The organism is Pimelobacter simplex (assembly GCF_024662235.1).
Taxonomy (GTDB): Bacteria; Actinomycetota; Actinomycetes; order Propionibacteriales; family Nocardioidaceae; genus Nocardioides.
The window spans coordinates 1316161-1335240 of sequence record NZ_CP096276.1; the positions used below are offsets into that span (position 1 = coordinate 1316161).

17 protein-coding genes are annotated in these 19080 nt (G+C 74.1%); 9 read left to right on the forward strand and 8 right to left on the reverse strand.

The window, feature by feature from the left end; genetic code table 11:
• Positions 1–9: 9 nt before the first annotated feature.
• Together M0M48_RS06350 and M0M48_RS06355 are read right to left on the reverse strand one after the other, a co-directional pair.
• On the reverse strand, positions 10–1296 hold the full coding sequence (locus tag M0M48_RS06350; protein WP_257750491.1) for a hypothetical protein: 1287 nt from the start codon (positions 1294–1296) through the stop codon (positions 10–12).
• Positions 1293–2312, reverse strand: coding sequence for a hypothetical protein (locus M0M48_RS06355; RefSeq protein WP_257750492.1), 1020 nt, complete (start codon positions 2310–2312; stop codon positions 1293–1295). Before M0M48_RS06355 ends, M0M48_RS06350 begins: the two co-directional genes overlap by 4 nt.
• A 236-nt stretch (positions 2313–2548) precedes the next feature.
• Between M0M48_RS06355 and M0M48_RS06360 the strand changes: the two genes are divergently transcribed.
• The 3 genes from M0M48_RS06360 (at position 2549) to M0M48_RS06370 (ending at position 7204) form a co-directional block, all read left to right on the forward strand.
• Positions 2549–3877: an FAD-binding oxidoreductase gene (locus tag M0M48_RS06360; RefSeq protein ID WP_257750493.1), complete on the forward strand. Its 1329-nt coding sequence runs from the start codon at positions 2549–2551 to the stop codon at positions 3875–3877.
• A 73-nt stretch (positions 3878–3950) separates the two neighbouring features.
• On the forward strand, positions 3951–5207 hold the full coding sequence (locus tag M0M48_RS06365) for a BTAD domain-containing putative transcriptional regulator (RefSeq protein WP_257750494.1): 1257 nt from the start codon (positions 3951–3953) through the stop codon (positions 5205–5207).
• A complete protein-coding gene (locus M0M48_RS06370) occupies positions 5204–7204 on the forward strand; it encodes a sensor histidine kinase (RefSeq protein ID WP_257750495.1) in 2001 nt (666 codons plus the stop codon). Before M0M48_RS06365 ends, M0M48_RS06370 begins: the two co-directional genes overlap by 4 nt.
• Here the strand turns inward: M0M48_RS06370 and M0M48_RS06375 are convergent.
• Positions 7160–7858, reverse strand: coding sequence for a hemerythrin domain-containing protein (locus M0M48_RS06375; protein WP_257750496.1), 699 nt, complete (start codon positions 7856–7858; stop codon positions 7160–7162). The two genes, M0M48_RS06370 and M0M48_RS06375, sit on opposite strands and share 45 nt — an antisense overlap.
• 88 nt (positions 7859–7946) lie before the next feature.
• Here M0M48_RS06375 and M0M48_RS06380 point away from each other — a divergent pair, with 88 nt between their 5' ends.
• Positions 7947–8843, forward strand: a complete 897-nt coding sequence (locus M0M48_RS06380) for a hypothetical protein (protein ID WP_257750497.1) — start codon at positions 7947–7949, stop codon at positions 8841–8843.
• Between the two features lie 43 nt (positions 8844–8886).
• Here the strand turns inward: M0M48_RS06380 and M0M48_RS06385 are convergent, their stop codons facing one another.
• A complete protein-coding gene (locus M0M48_RS06385) occupies positions 8887–9708 on the reverse strand; it encodes a DUF1028 domain-containing protein (RefSeq protein WP_257750498.1) in 822 nt (273 codons plus the stop codon).
• A gap of 46 nt (positions 9709–9754) precedes the next feature.
• On the opposite strand from M0M48_RS06385, the gene M0M48_RS06390 reads away from it, so the two are divergent.
• The 5 genes from M0M48_RS06390 to M0M48_RS06410 all read left to right on the forward strand — a co-directional run bounded on the left by M0M48_RS06390 (position 9755) and on the right by M0M48_RS06410 (position 15622).
• Complete coding sequence (locus tag M0M48_RS06390; RefSeq protein WP_257750499.1) at positions 9755–10783, forward strand: 6-phosphofructokinase; 1029 nt, start codon at positions 9755–9757, stop codon at positions 10781–10783.
• Between the two features lie 111 nt (positions 10784–10894).
• Positions 10895–12412, forward strand: a complete 1518-nt coding sequence (locus M0M48_RS06395) for an APC family permease (RefSeq protein ID WP_257750500.1) — start codon at positions 10895–10897, stop codon at positions 12410–12412.
• Positions 12409–13218: a hypothetical protein gene (locus M0M48_RS06400; protein ID WP_257750501.1), complete on the forward strand. Its 810-nt coding sequence runs from the start codon at positions 12409–12411 to the stop codon at positions 13216–13218. Before M0M48_RS06395 ends, M0M48_RS06400 begins: the two co-directional genes overlap by 4 nt.
• Before the next feature lie 69 nt (positions 13219–13287).
• Positions 13288–14625: a class II 3-deoxy-7-phosphoheptulonate synthase gene (locus tag M0M48_RS06405; RefSeq protein ID WP_257750502.1), complete on the forward strand. Its 1338-nt coding sequence runs from the start codon at positions 13288–13290 to the stop codon at positions 14623–14625.
• 4 nt (positions 14626–14629) lie between these two features.
• Complete coding sequence (locus M0M48_RS06410; RefSeq protein WP_257750503.1) at positions 14630–15622, forward strand: threonine aldolase family protein; 993 nt, start codon at positions 14630–14632, stop codon at positions 15620–15622.
• An 18-nt stretch (positions 15623–15640) separates the two neighbouring features.
• Here M0M48_RS06410 and M0M48_RS06415 read toward each other — a convergent pair whose 3' ends face one another.
• The 4 genes from M0M48_RS06415 to M0M48_RS06430 all read right to left on the reverse strand — a co-directional run bounded on the left by M0M48_RS06415 (position 15641) and on the right by M0M48_RS06430 (position 19077).
• Complete coding sequence (locus tag M0M48_RS06415) at positions 15641–16654, reverse strand: zinc ribbon domain-containing protein (protein WP_257750504.1); 1014 nt, start codon at positions 16652–16654, stop codon at positions 15641–15643.
• Positions 16655–16716: 62 nt separating this feature from the next.
• Entirely contained in the window at positions 16717–17199 is a 483-nt protein-coding gene (locus tag M0M48_RS06420) for an SRPBCC family protein (protein ID WP_215815179.1), read from the reverse strand.
• A gap of 71 nt (positions 17200–17270) precedes the next feature.
• The gene (locus M0M48_RS06425) at positions 17271–18179 is read right to left on the reverse strand and encodes a DMT family transporter (RefSeq protein WP_257750505.1); all 909 of its coding nucleotides are present in this window, start codon (positions 18177–18179) and stop codon (positions 17271–17273) included.
• Positions 18172–19077 (reverse strand): deoxyribonuclease IV, encoded by a 906-nt coding sequence (locus M0M48_RS06430; RefSeq protein WP_257750506.1) that lies wholly within the window; start codon positions 19075–19077, stop codon positions 18172–18174. The genes M0M48_RS06425 and M0M48_RS06430 overlap by 8 nt, the downstream gene beginning before the upstream one ends.
• Positions 19078–19080: the final 3 nt, after the last annotated feature.

A 19080-nucleotide genomic window follows, 5' to 3' on the forward strand; every position in this document is an offset into this window, starting at 1 on the left:
CAGCGTGGATCAGCGCCGGACGCGGACCGGGGCCGAGACGACCTTCTTGGTGCCGAAGCCGGGCCGGGTCAGCGTGACCGCGACCCGCAGCGTCTTGCCGCGATCCTTGCGGGTGACCTTGTAGCGCGCCTGGGTGGCGCCCCGGATCGCGGTGCTGCCGCGCAGCCACTGGTAGCGGACGCCGCTCGCCCGCGGCGAGACGACCGGTGCCACCGCGGTGAGGCTCCGGCCGGCCTTCGGGGTGCCGGTGATCCGCGGACCCCGCGCCACCGAGAACACGTACGACGGCCGCGTGGTCTGCAGCGTCGCCGGCGAGAACGCGGGCGCCGAGCCGCCGGGGATGACCCGGGTCGGCTCGATCTCGCAGGGTGCCGCGCCCAGGCGCATCATCCAGATGCCGTCGGGCTCGGCCCACGCCCCGAGCGCGCCGTCGGCCGACAGCGTCGGCGAGGTGATGCCGAGCTGGGGCGTGGTGGCGCAGAAGCCCTCCGGGATCGGCGGCCGGCCGCCGTTGCGGTAGTTGCCGCTGACCCGGTAGTAGACGACGTGCGCGTCGTCGCCGGTGCTGCGGATCGCCGTGGCGTAGCCGGCGTTGCGGGCGACCTCGAAGTCGAAGAGCGGGCGGTCGTCGGTGCGGTAGTCGTCCTCGTCGAACCAGTGCGTCGTGCCACGGCCGAGGTCGAAGAGGTTGATGTTGTCGATCAGGTCGGCGTTGACCGCGACCCTGCTGTCGGTGATCCACGACGGGTTGTCGTCGTACGTCACGCCCCAGGTGTCGGGCGAGGTGACCGCGCGCGAGGACGTGAACGCGGTGACGTAGCGGATCCGGCACGCCAGGTTGGGCGGGCACGAGTACTTCTCGTACGTGTAGGCGATCTTGGTGCCGTCGGGCGAGACCGCCAGGTGCGCGGGCGGTCCGCCGAGCAGCTCACCGGCCGAGTTGCGCAGGTCCGGCGGGTCGAGGGTGTCGAGCACCGTGCCCCACTGGTCCATCCGGTGCACGAGGTTGCCGCGCCCGGCCACGATGTGGCCGTCGTCGGAGGACGTCGGCGAGCGCCACGGGGACGCCGCCGTCCCGCCGGAGGTGACCTGGCGCGCGCCGCTGCCGTCGGCCCGGGCCACCCAGACGTTGTGGCCGCGGACGTAGGTGATCGTGCCGCCGGGCGACGCGGCGGCCGATGCGGTGGACGGGACCGGTGCCGCGCTGGTGGCCGCGGTGGGTACGGCGGTGAGGACGGCGAGGGCCGCCGCCGCGGCGGCGAGCGGGGCTCGCAGGTGTCGGGGGTGCAGGTTCATCGTCGTGCCTTTCGGGTCTCGGTGGAGGTCGTGCCGTCGGCGTGGCGGTAGGTCAGCCGCAGCCGGACGCCGCCGGCCTTCTTGACCAGGCCGCGCTTGCCGGGCGGGATCGCGACCTTGACGTTCGCGACCCGGCCGGGAGGCGGGGTCACCTTGCGGACCGCGAGCGTGGGTCCGCCGGAGAGCGGGGTGACCTTGAGCGTGACCGTGCACCGCGCGGGGCAGCGGACGCCGGCGGTCACCTTCTTCGCGCCCGGGGCGAGGACGGCGCCCCGGGGCGGGGCGGGCGGCTTGGGGGGAGCGGGCGGTACCTTGCGCAGCAGGTGCAGGTCCAGCGTGCCCTCGATGGCGTAGTGGCACACGGGCGTCTGGCCGGCGATGTAGCCGGGGCACTCGTCCGGCCGCGTCAGCGGCGCCGTGCCGCGCTCGACGCGGAACGGCAGGCTCAGGGACGGGGCACCGGCGGGGCCGCCGTGGGTCAGCGCGAGCATCGCCTCGTACTCGAAGGTCGTCGCCGAGGGCGGGCCCTCGCTGTCGGTGCACGACCCGGGGAGCTCGAGGAAGGCGAACGGCACGAAGTCGTTGGTCTGCAGGAGCGGGTCCGGCCAGAGCACCGGCTTGCCGGTGGCGGTGCCGGACGAGGAGGTGCAGGTCCGGACGTGCTGGCCGCTGTTGGTGCGGGTGACGCCCTCGGCCTGGGCCGCGACCACCTTGACCACGCTGGTCGGGATGCTGGTCGAGGTCAGGTCGAGGGCCTGGTCCATCGTGATGCTGGGGATGGCGCCCTGGAGCCGGACCTCGAGGGTCTGCTCGTCGCTGTCGCCGTCGGCCCAGTCGACGAAGAGCGCATGGGTGACCGTCGCGGAGAAGGTCGCGCGGTAGACGTAGGTCGTGCCGGGCGGGTCGCCCTGGGGAGCCGCGCTCGCCGCGCTCGCCGCGGCACCGGGGAGGCCGGCGAGCAGGACGGCGGCCAGGCCACCGGCCGCGGCTCGGCGCAGGTACGTGCGTGAGGTCATGGGGAGGTCCACCTCCGTGGGGCCGGGACGACGGGGATCGGGTGCGCCCCCGGTCGCGGTGGACGAGGCGCCCCACACGCGCTCGCCCACCGCTTTTCCGGGGGGAGGCTCCAGGCTCGCGGCGGCGCCTGGGCAGGCACTGGAGACCGACTGGGGACCGGGCCCGGAGGTCCTCCAGCCCACGTCCAGCGGGGCTGGCGACGCTGGGCGCCCACCGACCGAGAGAAGGAACCGCCATGCCCGACGCGCCTGCTGCGCCCGCTGCACCCGCTGCGCCCGCTGCCCTGCCCCTGTTCAACCTGGCCCACCGCCACGCCCCCGACGAGGTGGCCGAGCCGGGCACCGCGGCCGAGGTCGCCGCCGCCGTACGGCGCGCGGCCGGGGCCGGCCGCCAGGTCCACCCCGTCGGCACCGGCCACGGTTGGACCCACCCGATCGAGGGCGGCCTCGCGCTGCTCACCCGCGGGCTCGCCGGCGTGCGCGTGGACGCGGCGCGCGGGAGCGCCCGGATCGGCGCCGGGACCACGTGGGCCGAGGTCGCCGAGGCGGCGGCACCCCACGGCCTGACCCCGCTGTCCGGCTCGGCGCCGGGCGTCGGTGCGATCGGCTTCCTGCTCGGCGGCGGGCTGAGCCCGCTCGGGCGCACCTACGGCTGGGCCAGCGACTACGTGCGCTCCGCCGAGGTCGTCACCGGCACGGGCGAGGTCGTGTCCGCCTCCGCGTCCAGCCACCCGGACCTGTTCTGGGCGCTGCTCGGGGGCAAGCACGTCCCGGGCGTCGTCACCGCGGTCGAGGTCGACCTGCTCCCGCTCACCCGGGTCTACGGTGGCGGACTGTTCTTCGCCGCGGCCGATGCCGAGGCCGTGCTCACCGCGTGGGCCGACTGGTCGGCGCAGGTGCCCGACCTGGTCAACACCTCGGTCGCGCTGCTCCAGCTTCCCGACCTCCCGTTCGTCCCCGAGCCGCTGCGGGGCCGGTTCGTGGTCCACGTGCGGATCGCCGTCCCCCTCGACGCGACGGCGGAGCCGGGCCTGGCGGCCGGGCTCGTCGAGCCGATGCGCACGGTGGCCGAGCCGGTCCTCGACACGCTCGCGGAGCTGCCCGCGGCCGCGATCGGCGCGGTCCACGCCGACCCGGACCAGCCGATGCCGGTGCTGGAGGCGGGCGCCCTGCTGCGCGCCTTCGACGCCGACGCCGCCCGCGCGATGCTCGCGGCCGCCGGACCGCAGAGCGGCGCACCGCTGGCGGTCGTCGAGGTACGCCGTCTCGGGGGCCGGCTCGCGCAGGCACCGGCCGTGCCCGATGCGGTCGCGGGACGCGACGCGGCGTACGGGCTCTTCGTGATCAGCGCCCCGGTGCCCGAGCTGTTCGCCGGCCCGGTCCCGGCGGCGGTGGGTGCGCTGGCCCAGGCGATGGCGCCGTGGGCGAGCGGCACCTTCCAGCCGAACTTCATCGGCGCGCTCAACAAGCCCGACGCGTGGGACACGGCCTGGCCCAGCGGCGTCGCCGCCCGGCTCGACGAGGTCCGGGCGGCGTACGACCCGGCCGGCGTCATCGGCCACTGACGAGGTCGTCCGATGGGGGAGCAAGCACGCCAACCGCCGGTGCGGAGGGCCGGACGTGGCTAGCCTGTCGCGCGTGAGAGTGCGCGTGCTCGGTCCGGTCGAGGTCGAGGTCGACGGCCGGGTCCTCGACCTCGGCGCGCCCAAGCCGCGCCAGGTGCTGGCCGCGCTCGCGCTCCACGCGGGACGCCCGGTCAGCCTGGACGGCTTGGTCGAGGCGCTGTGGGGCGACGAGCCGCCGACGAGCCACGTCGTCACCGTGCAGGGCTACGTCGCCGGCCTGCGCAAGGTGCTGGAGCCCGGACGGGCGCCGCGCGGTGCGGGCACGGTGATCCGGACCTCGTCGCTGGGCTACGCGCTGCGGCTGCCCGCCGACGCGATCGACGCCCGGCTCCTGGAGTCCGCCGTGGAGACCGCGGCCGCGACCCTGCGCACCGACCCCGAGCGGCCCTGGACGCTGCGCGGCACGCCCGACGCGGCCACGCTCGCCCCCGTCACCGCCGGGCTCGACGAGGCCCTGGCCGCCTGGCGCGGCGAGCCGTACGCCGAGCTCGGCGACGCCCCGGCCATCGTCGCGGAGCGCGCCCGGCTCCACGAGGTGCGCACCGCGGCCGTCGAGCTGCGCGAGCTGGTCCGGATCCACGAGGGCGGCGCCGCGGAGGCCGCGCGCCGGCTCGAGCCCGAGACCGCGCGGCACCCCCACCGCGAACGGCTCTGGCTGCTCCACGCCGCCGCGCTGGTGCGGGCCGAGCGCCAGGTCGACGGCCTCGCCGCGCTGCGCCGGCTGCGCGAGACGCTGCGCGACGACCTCGGCGTCGACGCGAGCGCCGCGGTCGGCGCCCTGGAGACCGCCATCCTCCAGCAGCGCGTGACCGGCGAGGTGCCGGTCGAAGCCGCTGCGGCGGCCACGGCGCTGCTCCGGGTCGCGGTCGTCGACGACCACCCGATGTTCCGGATGGGCATGACCGGGCTCCTCGGCTCGCTCGAGGGACTCGAGCTCGTCGGTGCCGCCGGCGACGCCGCGGGTGCCCGGGCGCTGGTCGGGCGCGGGGTCGACGTCGTCCTGATGGACCTCGACCTGGCGGGGGAGTCGGGCATCGAGCTCACCCGCGAGCTGGTGCGCGCGCACCCGGACCTCAAGGTGCTCGTGATGACCATGCACGAGGACGACGACCACGTCGCCGGAGCGCTCGAGGCCGGCGCGGCCGGCTACCTGCTCAAGTCCGCCGAGGCCGACGACGTGCAGCGCGCGATCCGCGGCGTGGCCCGCGGCGAGCTCATCATCGGGTCCGCGGTGGCCCGCGCCGCCCGCTCCCGCCTGGCGCGACCGTGACCACGCGGACCACCCGCCGCTGGCACGTCCTGGCCTGGCTGGTCGCCGGCACGTCGTGGCTGCTGGCCGCGGGCGCCGTGGCGGCCCTGATCGGCACCGGCACCGCGCCCCCCAACGTCGCCGACTGGATCATGGACGTCGTCACGGCGGTCGTCTACGGCGGCGTCGTGCTGATGATGCTGCCCCGGGCGCGCCACCCGGTGGTCTGGATCCTGGCGCTCACCGCCCTCGGGTGCGGTGCCTCCGGCCTCGCCGCCGGGTACGTCGCGCTCGACGGCGCCTGGCCCGGGCAGGACCTCGCGGTGTACCTGCCCTACTGGGCGTGGGTGCCGGGTGTCTACGCGACCGTGGCCGTCGTCCCGCTGCTCGTGGTGCCGGGCGGCCGGCGCCGGTGGCCCGCCGTCGCGGTGGCGGTCGGCGCGATCGTGGTCTCCACCCTGCCGAGCCTGACCGTCGTGGTGCCGGGTCTGCCGCCGAACCCGTTCGGGATCGACGTCGCCTGGTGGCAGTCGTTGCTGCGCAGCCTGGGGCTCTGGCCCGACCGCACCGTCGCCCTGCTCGGCGTGGGCGTCTGGATCTGGCTGCTGGTGCGTGTGCGCCGGGCCCCGCCCGCGGAGCGCGGCGGCCTGGGCTGGCTGCTGGCCGGGCACGGCGCCATGGTCGTGGCGCTGGTGGCGTTCCTGATGCCGATGTCGGACGACTGGACCGGGACGGCGGCCGAGGTGAGCGGCGCGCTGCTGCTGGTGGCCCAGCTGTTCCTGCCGGCCGCGCTGCTCGTGCTGGTCCTCGGCCGGCGGATGTGGGGCGTCGACGCCCGGGTCAACCGCGGCGTCGTCTGGGCGATGATGACCGTGGCGATCGCACTGGCCTACCTGCTCCTCATCGCGGTCGCCACCCAGGTCCTGCCCGGTCAGTCGGACGTCGCCCTCGCGCTCGCCGTGGGCCTGGTCGGCCTGGGCGCGACCCCGCTGCGCCGGCTGGTGCAGCGGCGCGTGGACCACCTCGTCTACGGCACCGGGGCCGATCCGGCGCGGCTGCTGTCGAGCGCCGACGGCCGGGACGGCTTCGACCTCGACGCCCTCGCCGCCGGCCTGTGCCGGAGCCTGCGCCTGGCGGACGTGCACCTCGTCGCGCCCGGGACCGCCGAGGTGCCGGCGGGCGGGGACGACCTGGTGCTGACCCTGACCAGCCGCGGCCGCGACGTCGGCCGGCTGGTCGCCCGGCCCCGTCCGGGGGAGCGGCTCGACCAGCGCACCACGCGGATGCTCACCGAGGTGGCCGGCCTGGTCGGCATGACCATCGACCTGACCCAGTCGGTCGACGCCCTGACGACCGCGCGGCGCCGGATGGCCGGCGTACGGCACGAGGAGCGGCGGATGCTGCGCCGCGACCTGCACGACGGCCTCGGCCCGGCGCTGGCCGGCATCCGGCTCGGCCTGGTCGCCGCCCGGGGCCTGCGCGAGCGCGACCCGCAGGCGGCCGAGGACATGCTCGACATGCTGGAGCGCGAGCTGGCCCAGCAGGGCGAGGAGGTACGCCGGCTGAGCCGGTCGCTGGTCCCGCTGGCCCTGGAGGACGGCGACCTCGCGACCGCGCTCGCCGCGCTGGCCGAGCGGTTCACCGGCGACGAGCTCGCCGTGCACGTCACCGTCGCCGCCGACGTCGACCTGGAGCCGCCGATCCAGGTCGCGGTCTACCAGATGGCGAGCGAGGCGCTGCTCAACGTCAGCCGGCACGCCCAGGCGAGCCGCTGCGACGTCCACCTGCGCCGTCGCGCGGACGGCGACACGCTCTTCGTCGTCTCCGACGACGGGGTCGGTCTCCCGCCCGACAAGGTCGAGGGCATCGGCCTGCGCTCGATGCGCGAGCGCGCCGACGAGCTCGGCGCGGTGCTCCGGCTGGGCGCCGGGAGCACCGGCCTCGGCTGCAAGGTCGAGCTCCGGCTCCCGGCGTCAGCCGAGGGCCGCACGCTCGCGGCGCTCGAAGCCGCGCCGTGAGCTGGCCAGCAGTAGCCGCATGCCGGGCCCGCCGATCGCCAGGACCCGGTCGGCGGCGTCCGCCCCGAGCCCCTTGAAGATCCAGGGCAGGAACCGGCGCGCGTGGCCCACCGAGGGACGTCCCCGGAACTTCTCGCGCTCGATCACCTCCCACTCCTCGCCGGCGACGTAGCGCTGCAGGATCGGCACCGCTGCCGACTCCTCGTGGCCCAGGTGCCGGTCGAGCGCCGCGTCCAGGTCGGCGAGGTCGTCGCGCAGGTCGCCGAGCACGTCCGGGTCGGCCTGGGCGGCCAGCGCGGTGAAGCCGGCGTTGCACGAGGTCAGCAGGGGGTCGAGCACCCCGTGCTCGGCCTCCATCTCGCGCAGCACCCGCAGGCTGTCGAGGTCGGCGGCCTCGCGGGCCCGGCCGGCCAGCAGCGGCCAGAGGATCTCGTCCTCCTTGGTGTGGTGGGTGTGCAGCTCGGAGGTGAAGAGCCCCCAGCGCTCGCGCAGCCGGCCCCAGGCGGCCTGGTCGTCGGCCGCGACCCCCTCCACGACGGCGCGGAAGTCGCGCAGGTCGCGCCGGAACGCGTGGTGCAGGACGTACATCATCGTCATGTCGGCCGGCCCGGCCGGGGCGGCGGCCTGGCCGGGCAGCAGGATCTGGTCGGTCATTCGGGACTCCTTCGGGTCAGTGTCGCCACGACCGTCGCAGGACGGACTGGGGACGCGTTGGCGTCCGACTGGATGACAGACTCAGCGGATGGCCGACCTGCTGGAGATCGCCGACGACCTCTACGCCCTGCCGCTGGGGGACTTCACCCCGGCGCGCGACGCGCGGGCCAAGGAGCTCAAGGGGACGCCGCTCGCCGCGCAGGTCAAGGCGCTGCGCAAGCCGAGCACCGCCGCGTGGGTCGTCGACCTGCTCGTGCGCCGCGAGGCCGCTCAGGTCGACCAGGTGCTCAACGTCGGCGCCGCGCTGCGCGAGGCGCAGGAGGCGATGTCCGCCGGTGAGCTGCGCACGCTGACCAAGCAGCGCCGCCAGGTCACCGCCGCCGTCACCACCCAGGCGCGCCGACTCGCCCTCGACGAGGGCCTGCGGGTCACCGAGGCGGTCGCCGAGCAGGTCGAGGCGACCCTCACCGCCGCGATGATCGACGCCGAGTGCGGACGCGCCGTCCGCAGCGGCCTGCTCGTCAGCGCCCTGCGCACCACCGGCATCGAGCCGATGGACCCCGCCGACCTGGTGAGCGCGATCGCGGTTCCCGAGGCGCTGGGATTCGCGGCCACGCCGCGCGAGGTGCCGCGTCCGGGACCGCCCGACCTGCACGTCGTACCGGACCCGGACAAGGCGGCCAAGGCCCGCGCCACCGCGGACGAGCGCCTCGCCGCCGCCACCGACGAGTACGACGCCGCGCTGGCCGCGCACGAGGACGCCGGCGCCGAGGTCGACCGCCTCGCCGCCCGCGCACTGCAGCTCCAGGCCGAGATCGACGAGCTGCGCCGCCGCCTCTCCGACCTCGAGGAGCAGTCCGACGAGCTCGACGAGGAGGTCGCCGAGGCCGAGGAGGTCCGCGACGGCACCGGTGCCGAGCTGCGCACCGCCACCGCCGAGCGCGACGCGGCGCAGGCTGCGCGGGACCGGCTCAGCGCCCGGTGACCTCGTCGACCTGCTCGCGCCGGCTCTCGATCCCCGACCCTGCTCAGCGGTCCTCGCCGCGCACGATCGCCAGCACCCGCCGGTCGATCCAGCCCAGGTCGGCCGCGACCCGCATCTCGTAGTTCTCGGTGCCGACCCAGGCGTGGAAGTCGCGGTGCCCGCTGGCCGTGGCGAACTCCTCGAGCTCGGCGCGCAGGGCGTCGTCGACGGTGACCTTCTCGTCCTCGGTGGACGCGGTGAGGTAGAGCTCGTGCAGGTCCAGGAGCCGCTTCAGCTCGTCGATCGGCACCTCGTGGTCGTCGACGCGCAGGTCGACGGCGACGTCGTCGAGGCCGCCGTACCCGGCGCCGTCGCGGACCACCAGGATCGCCGCGGACTGCCGGCCCCGGCGGTCGCCGCCGGCCGCGTCGCCCGCGGACAGCGCGGCCACGAGCCGGTCCTGCAGGGGAGCGTCGGTGTCGCCGGCCAGCCAGGCCGCCTCCATCGCCTCGACGACCTCCTCGCCGGTCAGGCAGTTGCCCTGGACGGCGTACCCGTCGCCGATCCGGCCGCCGGCCCACGGGATGCACTCGGTGCCGGTGTGCGAGGCCGCGCCGCCGTCGATGTCGACGATGCCGACCTGGCGGTGGTCGCGGCCGTCGTCCTCCTCGATGAGGCGCTGGAGCGCGATGGGCGCGGTCGCGCCCTCGTCGAGGTGGGAGAGCGCGAGGCCCTTGTAGGCGACGTTGGCGTCGGCCTGGGTGGCGACGGCACCCACGCCGGCGACGGCGGCCGGGACGGCGGAGCCGACCGCGAGGAACTTCGAGGCGACGGCGACGCCCCACGACTCGCCGTCGGCGGAACGGGCCACGATGGAGAAGGTCATGGACTCACCCTAGAGAGCGCGACCGTCCCCGACGTAGGTTGGCGGCATGCGCGTCGGAGTGCTGACCGGTGGCGGTGACTGCCCGGGCCTGAACGCCGTGATCCGGGCCGTGGTGCGCAAGGGGGTGAACGGGCACGGCTTCGAGTTCGTCGGCTTCCGCGACGGCTGGCGCGGCCCCCTCGACGGGGTCACGGTCCCTCTCGGCATCGAGCAGTGCCGCGGCATCCTCCCGCGCGGCGGCACGATCCTCGGCTCCTCGCGGACCAACCCCTTCGCCGTCGACGACGGCGTCGCGCGGATCAAGGACAACCTCGCCGCGGCCGACGTCGACGCCCTGGTCGCCATCGGCGGCGAGGACACGCTCGGTGTCGCCACGAAGCTCGCCGAGCTCGGCGTCCGCGTGGTCGGCGTACCCAAGACGATCGACAACGACCTGTCCGGCACCGACTTCACCTTCGGCTTCGACACCGCCGTCAACATCGCCACCGAGGCGATCGACCGCCTCCACACCACCGCCGAGTCGCACCACCGCGCCATCGTCGTCGAGGTGATGGGCCGCCACGCCGGCTGGATCGCCCTCCACGCCGGCATCGCCGGCGGCGCCAGCGCCGTCCTCATCCCCGAGGTCCCCTTCGACATCGAGGCCGTCTGCGCCCACGTCGAGACCCGCTTCCGCAGCGAGTACGCCCCCATCATCGTCGTCTCCGAGGGCGCCGTCCCCGCCGACGGCACCGGCATGACCCTGGTCAGCGGCGAGAAGGACGCCTTCGGCCACGTCCGCCTCGGCGGCATCGGCGACCGCCTGGCCCACGAGATCGAGCAGCGCACCGGCAAGGAGGCGCGCGCCGTCGTCCTGGGCCACGTCCAGCGCGGCGGCACCCCCACCGCCTTCGACCGCTGGCTCGCCACCCGCTTCGGTCTCCAGGCCATCGACGCCGTCGCCGAGGGCGAGTACGGCGTCATGGTCGCCCTGCGCGGGACCGACATCGTGCGGGTGCCACTGGTCGAGGGGACCGGTGAGCTCAAGCTCGTCAGCCCCCGCGAGTACGACGAGGCCCGGGTCTTCTTCGGCTAGGCACGGCCGGCGGGCCGACCGCGCCGCGTGGGCCAAATGCTTCCCTTTCGCCGTCGGCTGAGCCAAGGTGAGTCGCGAGAACTTCCATACTCGGGGAAGGAAACGACACTCATGTCGACAGACACCGCCGACGCCCCGGCGTCGGACCAGCACGGCAATCCGGAGCTCAAGCGGGTCATGGGCCCGTGGCTGCTGCTCCTCTTCATCGTCGGCGACATCCTCGGAGCCGGCGTCTACGCCGTCACCGGGCAGATGGCGGGCTACGTCGGCGGACTGCTGTGGCTGCCCTTCCTGCTCGCGTTCATCGTCGCGACGATGACCGCGCTGTCCTACCTCGAGCTGGTAACCAAGTACCCCAGTGCTGCCGGCGCGGCGCTCTACACGCACAAGGCGTTCGGGGTGCACTTCCTGACCTTCATCGTCGCCTTCGCCGTCGTGTGCTCAGGCATCACGAGCGCCTCGACGTCGGCGAACACGCTGGCCCAGAACCTCTTCCAGGGCCTGGCGCTCAACGACATCTGGGCGGCCACGGGTGAAGCGGGCGGGACCGTCACCTCGGTCAGCACCGGGACGGTCACGGCGGTCGCGCTCGGCTTCATGCTGCTGCTCGCCCTGATCAACCTGCGCGGCGTCGGCGAGAGCGTGAAGTTCAACATCGTCCTCACCCTGGTCGAGGCCACCGCCCTGTGCATCGTGATCGGCGTCGGGTTCGCGGTCATCGCCCGCGGCGAAGCCGACATGGGCGAGCTGTTCAGCTTCGAGGACTACCAGAACATCGGCCTGCTCTTCGCGGTCACCGCGGCGACGTCGATCGCCTTCTTCGCGATGGTCGGCTTCGAGGACTCGGTCAACATGGTCGAGGAGACCAAGGACCCCGAGCGGATCTTCCCGCGCACGATGCTCATCGGTCTCGGCATCGCCGCCGTGCTCTACATGCTCGTGGCGGTCTCGGTCGTCAGCGTTCTCTCGCAGAGCGAGCTGCGCACGATCTACGAGTCCGAGGGCCGGGCGCTCGTCGAGGTGGTCCACAAGGGCTCGCCGGACTTCCCGATCGACAAGATCTTCCCGTTCCTCGCGGTCTTCGCGGTCGCCAACACCGCACTCATCAACATGCTGATGGCCAGCCGACTGGTCTACGGGATGGCGAAGCAGCGGGTGCTTCCCCGCCAGCTGGGCGTCGTGCTCCGCGGCCGTCGTACGCCGGCCGTGGCGATCGGCTTCACCACGCTCCTCGCGCTCATCCTGATCATCTACGTGACGAGCAACAAGGAGAGCAATGTCGTCGCCAACCTCGGCTCCACGACCTCGCTGATCCTGCTCTGCGTCTTCGCCGTCGTGAACATCGCCTGCATCGTGCTGCGCACGCGCCGGGCCGACCACAACCGGACCTTCTTCACCACCCCGCGACCGATTCCCTACCTCGCGGCGCTGCTCTGCCTCTACCTCGCCGGTCCGTGGGTCGACCGCGCGGGCGTGGTCTACGAGATCGCGGGCGGGCTGCTGGCCATCGGCGTCGTGCTCTGGCTCGTGACCTGGCTCGTCAACCTCGTCGCCAACAAGGACGACGAGCCGCCCGAGTTCAGCGACATCGAGCACATGGACATCGATCCGACGGACGATCCCCGGTGACGGCGGCCGCGCGGAGCTGGTCGGTCGGCGCCGCGCTCCTCGTGCTGCTGGCCGGGCTGCTCGCCATGGTCGGCGCGCCTGACGCGCGCGCCGATGTCAGGGGCGACCTCGTGCTGGTGGGGGAGAAGCCCCGGGTGGGAACGATCGACCTTGCCTACCGCAACTACTCGGAGCGGATCGAGCACTGCGTCTACACCCGGCCGCGCGCGACGACCCCGCGCGCCAAGGACGTCGACTGCACGTGGAAGGGCTACAAGGTCGCGCGCGGCACGCTCAAGGTGCGGCTGCGGACCTACCGGCTGCGCGAGGACATCCGTGACGACTACTACGTCCTCGACGTCGACATCGCCAACGCCGGTGCCTACGGCGGGTCGGTCAAGGGCTGGTTCAAGCTGCACGTCGACAACGTGGGAGCGACCCGGATCCTCGAGCACTCCGACACCAAGGCGATCTCGTCCCGCAAGGCGTCCTGCGACACGCTCCAGCTGTCGATCGGCCAGAGCCTCGGCCCGGTCTCGGCGTCGATGAACTGGGGGACGGTGCGCTTCTGCGGCAAGTCCGCCAAGTACGCGATCGACGCGCGCAAGGGAAAGAAGACGGTGTGGATGTCCACCCACCTCCGCGCGACGTCCCACCTGTCGAGCCAGCGGATCGTCAAGGTGCCCCGGGGCAAGAAGCCGGTCTTCGAGATCGGGATCCACGTGCCGACCGACAAGTGCACCCAACGGCGCGGGTCGGACGCGTGCTTCGGCTACGCCAACGGGACGCTGTTCAAGAGCTACCGGATCGGCACCACCGGCGGCTGAGCCTGCCCGCACCGTCCACGAGCGGCCGCCGACTCGGCGGCCGCTCGGCCGGAGCCGTACGCTGGGGGAGTGAGCACCCTCCCGTCCCTCGAGCAGTTGCACGCCATCGGAGCGAAGCAGCAGCCGTCGTACGACGACCCCGCGGCCCTCGCGGCGACCGTCCAGCGACTGCGCACGCTGCCCCCGCTGGTGTTTGCGGGCGAGTGCGACGAGCTCAAGGCCAAGATCGCCGCGGCGAGCCGGGGTGAGGCTTTCATCCTCCAGGGCGGCGACTGCGCCGAGACGTTCGTCGACGCCACGGCCGACAACACCCGCAACAAGCTGCGGGTGCTGCTGCAGATGGCGGTCGTGCTGACCTACGCCGCGTCCGTGCCGGTGGTCAAGGTCGGCCGGCTCGCGGGCCAGTACGCCAAGCCGCGCTCCTCCGACACCGAGACCCGCGGCGAGGTGACCCTGCCGGCCTACCGCGGTGACGCGGTCAACGGCTTCGAGTTCACCCCCGAGTCGCGCCGGCCCGACCCGCAGCGGCTGCTCGACGTCTACCACGCGTCGGCGTCCACGCTGAACCTCGTGCGCGCGTTCACCACCGGTGGCTACGCCGACCTGCGCCAGGTGCACACCTGGAACTCCGAGTTCGTCCGCAACAGCCCCGTCGGCCAGCACTACGAGGCGATGGCGGCCGAGATCGACCGGGCGCTGACCTTCATGCAGGCGATCGGTGCCGACCCCGAGGAGTTCCACCGGGTCGACTTCTACTCCTCGCACGAGGCCCTGCTCATGGAGTACGAGCACGCGATGACCCGCATCGACTCGCGCACCGAGAAGCCCTACAACGTCTCGGGCCACATGGTCTGGATCGGTGAGCGCACCCGTCAGCTCGACGGCGCCCACGTGGAGTACTTCAGCCACATCAGCAACCCGATCGGCTGCAAGCTCGGCCCCAACGCGACCGCGGACGACGCGCTCGCGCTGGCCGCCAAGCTCAACCCGACCAACGAGCCCGGCCGGCTCACGTTCATCACCCGCTTCGGCGCGGCCAAGATCCGCGACGGCCTGCCGGCGCTGGTCGAGAAGGTCACCGCCGAGGGGGTCGACGTGGCGTGGGTGTGCGACGCCATGCACGGCAACACCTTCGAGGCATCCAACGGCTACAAGACCCGCCGCTTCGAGGACGTCCTCGACGAGGTCCAGGGCTTCTTCGACGTGCACCGCGCGCTCGGCACCGTCCCGGCCGGCATCCTCGTCGAGAACACCGGCGACGACGTCACCGAGATCGTCGGCGGCGGCGAGGAGCTCGACGAGCAGGGCCTGGCCCATCGCTACGAGTCGGTCGTCGACCCGCGGCTCAACCGGGTGCAGTCGCTCGAGATGGCCTTCCAGGTCGCCAGCATGCTCCAGAAGCGCTGACCCGTTGATCGACCTGCGCAGCGACACCGTCACGCGTCCGACGGAGGCGATGCGCGCCGCGATGGCCGCCGCCGAGGTCGGTGACGACGTCTACGGCGAGGACCCGACCGTCCGCGCGCTCGAGGAGCGGGTGGCGGGGCTGTTCGGTCACCAGGCCGCGCTGTTCACGCCGACCGGGTCGCTGGCCAACGTGCTGGCGGTCGCGGCCGTCGTCGCGCCCGGCCAGGAGGTGCTGTGCGAGGCGCGCGCCCACATCGCGCGCGCCGAGCTCGGCGCCCACGGTGCGGTCTCCGGCCTCACCATGCGCACCTGGTCGCACCCGCGCGGGCAGGTCGACCTCGCCGTCGTCGACGAGCTGTTCGCGCCCGACCTCGGGCCCTACTTCGTGCGGACGGCGGCGCTCTCGGTCGAGAACACGCACAACTTCGCCGGGGGAGCCGTCGTACCGCTGGCCGACCTCCAGGCGCTGCGGGCCTACGCCGACGAGCGCGCGGTCGCCGTCCACCTCGACGGAGCCCGGATCTGGAACGCCCACGTCGCCACCGGTACGCCGCTCGCCGACTACGGCGCGGTCGCCGACGTCCTCGCCGTGTGCCTGTCCAAGGGCCTCGGCGCTCCCGCCGGCTCACTCGTCCTCGGCAGCGCCGAGCAGGTCGCCGATGCGCGCGTGCGCCGCAAGCGCCTCGGCGCCGGCATGCGCCAGGTCGGCATCCTCGCCGCGGCCGGCCTGCACGCGCTCGACCACCACGTCGAGCGGCTCGCCGACGACCACGCCCACGCCCGCCTGCTGGCCGAGGCCTGCGGCGCGGACCCGGCGGCGGTCGACACCAACATCGTCACCTTCGACCGCGACGACGCGCCGGTCTTCGTCGCGCGGGCGCGCGAGGCCGGCGTCCTGATCGGCGCGGTGGGTGCGCGCACGATCCGGCTCGTCACCCACCTCGACGTCAGCCGCGACGACGCCGAGCGGGCCGCCCAGGTGCTCGCGTCCCTCTGAGCCCGGGCACGCCCGGCCTCAGGCGGGAGCGCCGCGGAAGCGGACCTCGCTGATCGCGGTGAAGTCGCGCCCGTTGGGCCCCTTGCCCGGCGGCGTCACCGTCACCAGGTGCAGCACCACGCGGGTGGTCGTGACCGGGCCGACCGGGATCAGCTGGACGGTACGGCGATCGGTCAGGTCCTGGGTGATCCGGGTGCCGTCGTCGAGCTCCCACTGCACCGCGCGGATCCGGCGGTTGCCGCGGTACCAGTTGTCGGCGCCGTCGACCTTGGCGTAGCCGTTGATGATGCCCACCTCGGTGAGCACCACCTCGCGGCCGAGGTCGAAGGTCAGCGTCGCGCCCGTACCGTCGCCGGCCATCCGCCACGACGTGCGCGGCTGCCCGTCGAGCATGTTGCGGGCCTCGAAGGTGACCGGGTGGTTGTCCCGGTCGCGGCTGCCGGGGGCGGTCGCGGGCACCTGGGCGCTAGCGCCGGCGGTCAGGTCGACGACATCGCCGGGCGCGGGCGGCTCGACCGGGCTGCCGGTCCCGGTGCTGTCGGGCTCGACCGGGGCGCCGGTCGTGGGCTCCGCGGGCTTCGTGGCGGGCGGCGCGCCGCCGTCGTTCGCCCGGTCCTGGGTGCTGGGGGAGTCGTCACCGCCGGCGCTGACCACGAGGAAGGCGCCGATCCCAGCGACCAGGGCGACCACGACCACCGCGATCACCCACGGCACCCAGGACCGCGACCGGCCCGGCGCCGGGGCCGGCGTCACCGGCGGCGCGTACGGCGGCGGGGGCGCGGGCACCGCGGCGGTCGGCGGGGCGGCGGGCGGCGCGGGCGGCGCGGCCGGCGGGGCACCGTCGGCGAACAGCGGGTAGCGCGCGGCGGGCGGCAGCTGCCCGGTCGGGGGCGGGACCACCGCGGTCACGGGCGCGCCGGAAGCGGGCGCCGCCTCGGGGTGCCGGCCGGGCACCGGCTGCCCGCAGTTGGTGCAGAACCGGCCGATCCCGAGCTCGTGCCCGCAGCTGGTGCAGTACGTCGGGGTGGTCATCGCGGGGTCACCGTACCGTGACCCCACGGTGTCCCGTCAGGTCAAGCGCCCCTCGGGCACGCTCAGGCGCTGAGCGCGCGACGGCACGCCTCGGCCTCGATGTCCTCCAGGTCGTGCTCCAGGATCCGCCGGGTGCGGTCGTAGCTGAACCCGCCGAACATCGCCCACATCGCCCGGGACAACGTCGAGCGTCCGCTCATCACGACCGTCGTGGTCATGGCGAGGCGGGTCTCGCGGTGGTCCGGGCCGGCGGGCGTGAGCCGGTAGGCGGTGCGGATGACGTCGTGTCCGACCTCCGCCTCGACGACGGTGCGCCGGGGCGGTTCGGAGGCGACGACCTGCAGCTCCTCGGGACCGTGGTGCCCGAAGAGGGTACGGCGCTCGCGCCACGTCGTCCCGACGTCGTACCCGCCCTCGGTGAGCAGGAACGGCTCGCTCACGCTGCGCAGGACGTCGTCGGCGTGGGCGATGTCGGTGATGACCTCCCAGACCTGCTCGGGCGGGGCCGGGATGGTGCCGTGGACGTGGATGATGTGACCAGCCATGGTGACTCCGGTGTCGGTTGGACCCCCAGGAACCCATGGTGCTCCTCCGCGGCCAAGGACGCCAGGGGCGCTCACACCGCCAGGTGGGTGACCTCACCCTCGATCCGGCGCCGGGGCACCAGCTCGACCACGAGCATCGCGGTCAGCACCAGCGCCCCGCCGAGGAGCATCCGCGTGGTCAGCGACTCACCGCCCAGCAGCACCGCGAAGAACGTCGCGAAGACCGGCTCGGTGCTCATCACGATCGCGCTGCGGGTCGGCGGCAGGTGCGCCTGCGCCCAGGTCTGCGCGAGCAGCGCGCCCGCGCCCGCGACGAGCGCCATGTAGACGACCGAGGCCCAGTCGCCGCCACGCTCGGGCAGCACGACGCCCGGCGCGCCGGACACCAGCGCCGCCACGAGGCAGATCACCGCGATCACCAGCAGCTGGAGGATCGACATGCCCAGCGCGTCCGCCGGGCGCGACCACGCACCGAGCCCGACGATGTGCAGCGCGTAGAGGACCGCCGCGACCAGCGTGATCGCCTCGCCGTAGCCGATCGAGAGACCGTCGAGGGTCAGCACGGCCAGCCCCGCGGTCGCCAGCACCACCGCACCCCAGGTGGCGGCGGTGATCCGGGTGCGCAGCAGGACGGCGGCCAGGAGCGGGGTGGCGACGACGTAGAGGCCGGTCACGAAGCCGGACACGCTCGCGGGGGTGTGCGCCAGTCCGGCGGTCTGCAAGATCTGGGCGACGCCGTACAGGGCGCCGAGGACAAGGGCCCGGTTGCGCACGTCCGGGGCGAGCCGGGCCACCGCGCGCGGCGCGATCGCGAGCATCACCAGTCCGGCGATGAGGAAGCGCACCGCCAGGAAGTCGACGGTGGGCACCCGGTCGAGCAGGTCCTTGATCAGGAAGAACGTCGAGCCCCAGCAGGCCGTGGTGGCGAGCAGCGCCACCGTCGCCAGCAGCGCCGTACGGCGACCGGCGGACTCAGCCACCGAACGGTCCGTCGCGCAACGCCTTGAGCAGCGCGAGGTCGGGGTCGTCGGCGTCGCGCGAGCCGGGCGTCTCGAGCACGAACGGCACGCCCTCGGTCGCCGGGTGGGCGAACAGCTCGGCGAAGGCGTCGGTGCCGATGTGGCCCTGGCCGATCTTCTCGTGCCGGTCCTTGAACGCCCCGCGCACGTCCTTGGAGTCGTTGGCGTGCACCAGGCGCAGCCGTCCGGGGCCGCCGATCTCGACGATCCGGTCGAGCATCGCCTTGGCGCCGCCGGGCTCGTCGAGCGGCTCGCCCGCGGCGAACACGTGACAGGTGTCGAGGCAGATGCCCGCCTTGGGGTGGAGGTCCACCGCCCCCAGGTACGCCGCCAGGTCGTCCACGCCCGCGCACAGCGAGCGCCCCTGGCCGGCGGTCGGCTCCAGCAGCAGCCAGGGCGCGGCGTCGTCCTCGACGGTGTCGAGCAGGGGGAGCAGTCCCTCGCGGATCCGGGCCAGTGCCGCGGTATGGCGCGCGGTGGCGCCGTCGGGGTCGCCGGCCGGGTCGACGTACGAGCCGGTGTGGACCACGACGCCCTCGGCGCCGATCTCGACGGCCCGGCGCAGGTTGTGGGCGATCACGGCGAGCGACTTCTCGTAGGTCGCCGGCGTCGGGGAGCCCGGGTTGACCAGGTACGGCGTGTGGATCACGACGCGCAGCCCGGCCTCGGCGGTGCGGTCGCGGAAGCGCCGGTCCACGGCGGGATCGCCGGCGCTGAGCGTCCAGCCGCGCGGGTTGCCGCAGAACACCTGGATCGCCTCGCAGCCGGTGGCGAGCGCGGTCCGCAGGGCGCCGTCGACGAGGTTCTTGCCGACCGGGACGTGGCTGCCGACCGGGCGGGAGAGGTGGGGCTGCGTCACCGA

What these genes read in the sequence shown, in the direction of transcription:
- M0M48_RS06415 (WP_257750504.1), bottom strand. Translation starts at nt 16,654, where the DNA reads ATGACCACCCCGACGTACTGCACCAGCTGCGGGCACGAGCTCGGGATC.
- M0M48_RS06360 (WP_257750493.1), top strand. Translation starts at nt 2,549, where the DNA reads ATGCCCGACGCGCCTGCTGCGCCCGCTGCACCCGCTGCGCCCGCTGCC.
- M0M48_RS06385 (WP_257750498.1), bottom strand. Translation starts at nt 9,708, where the DNA reads ATGACCTTCTCCATCGTGGCCCGTTCCGCCGACGGCGAGTCGTGGGGC.
- M0M48_RS06395 (WP_257750500.1), top strand. Translation starts at nt 10,895, where the DNA reads ATGTCGACAGACACCGCCGACGCCCCGGCGTCGGACCAGCACGGCAAT.
- M0M48_RS06355 (WP_257750492.1), bottom strand. Translation starts at nt 2,312, where the DNA reads ATGACCTCACGCACGTACCTGCGCCGAGCCGCGGCCGGTGGCCTGGCC.
- M0M48_RS06380 (WP_257750497.1), top strand. Translation starts at nt 7,947, where the DNA reads ATGGCCGACCTGCTGGAGATCGCCGACGACCTCTACGCCCTGCCGCTG.
- M0M48_RS06420 (WP_215815179.1), bottom strand. Translation starts at nt 17,199, where the DNA reads ATGGCTGGTCACATCATCCACGTCCACGGCACCATCCCGGCCCCGCCC.
- M0M48_RS06375 (WP_257750496.1), bottom strand. Translation starts at nt 7,858, where the DNA reads ATGACCGACCAGATCCTGCTGCCCGGCCAGGCCGCCGCCCCGGCCGGG.
- M0M48_RS06390 (WP_257750499.1), top strand. Translation starts at nt 9,755, where the DNA reads ATGCGCGTCGGAGTGCTGACCGGTGGCGGTGACTGCCCGGGCCTGAAC.
- M0M48_RS06350 (WP_257750491.1), bottom strand. Translation starts at nt 1,296, where the DNA reads ATGAACCTGCACCCCCGACACCTGCGAGCCCCGCTCGCCGCCGCGGCG.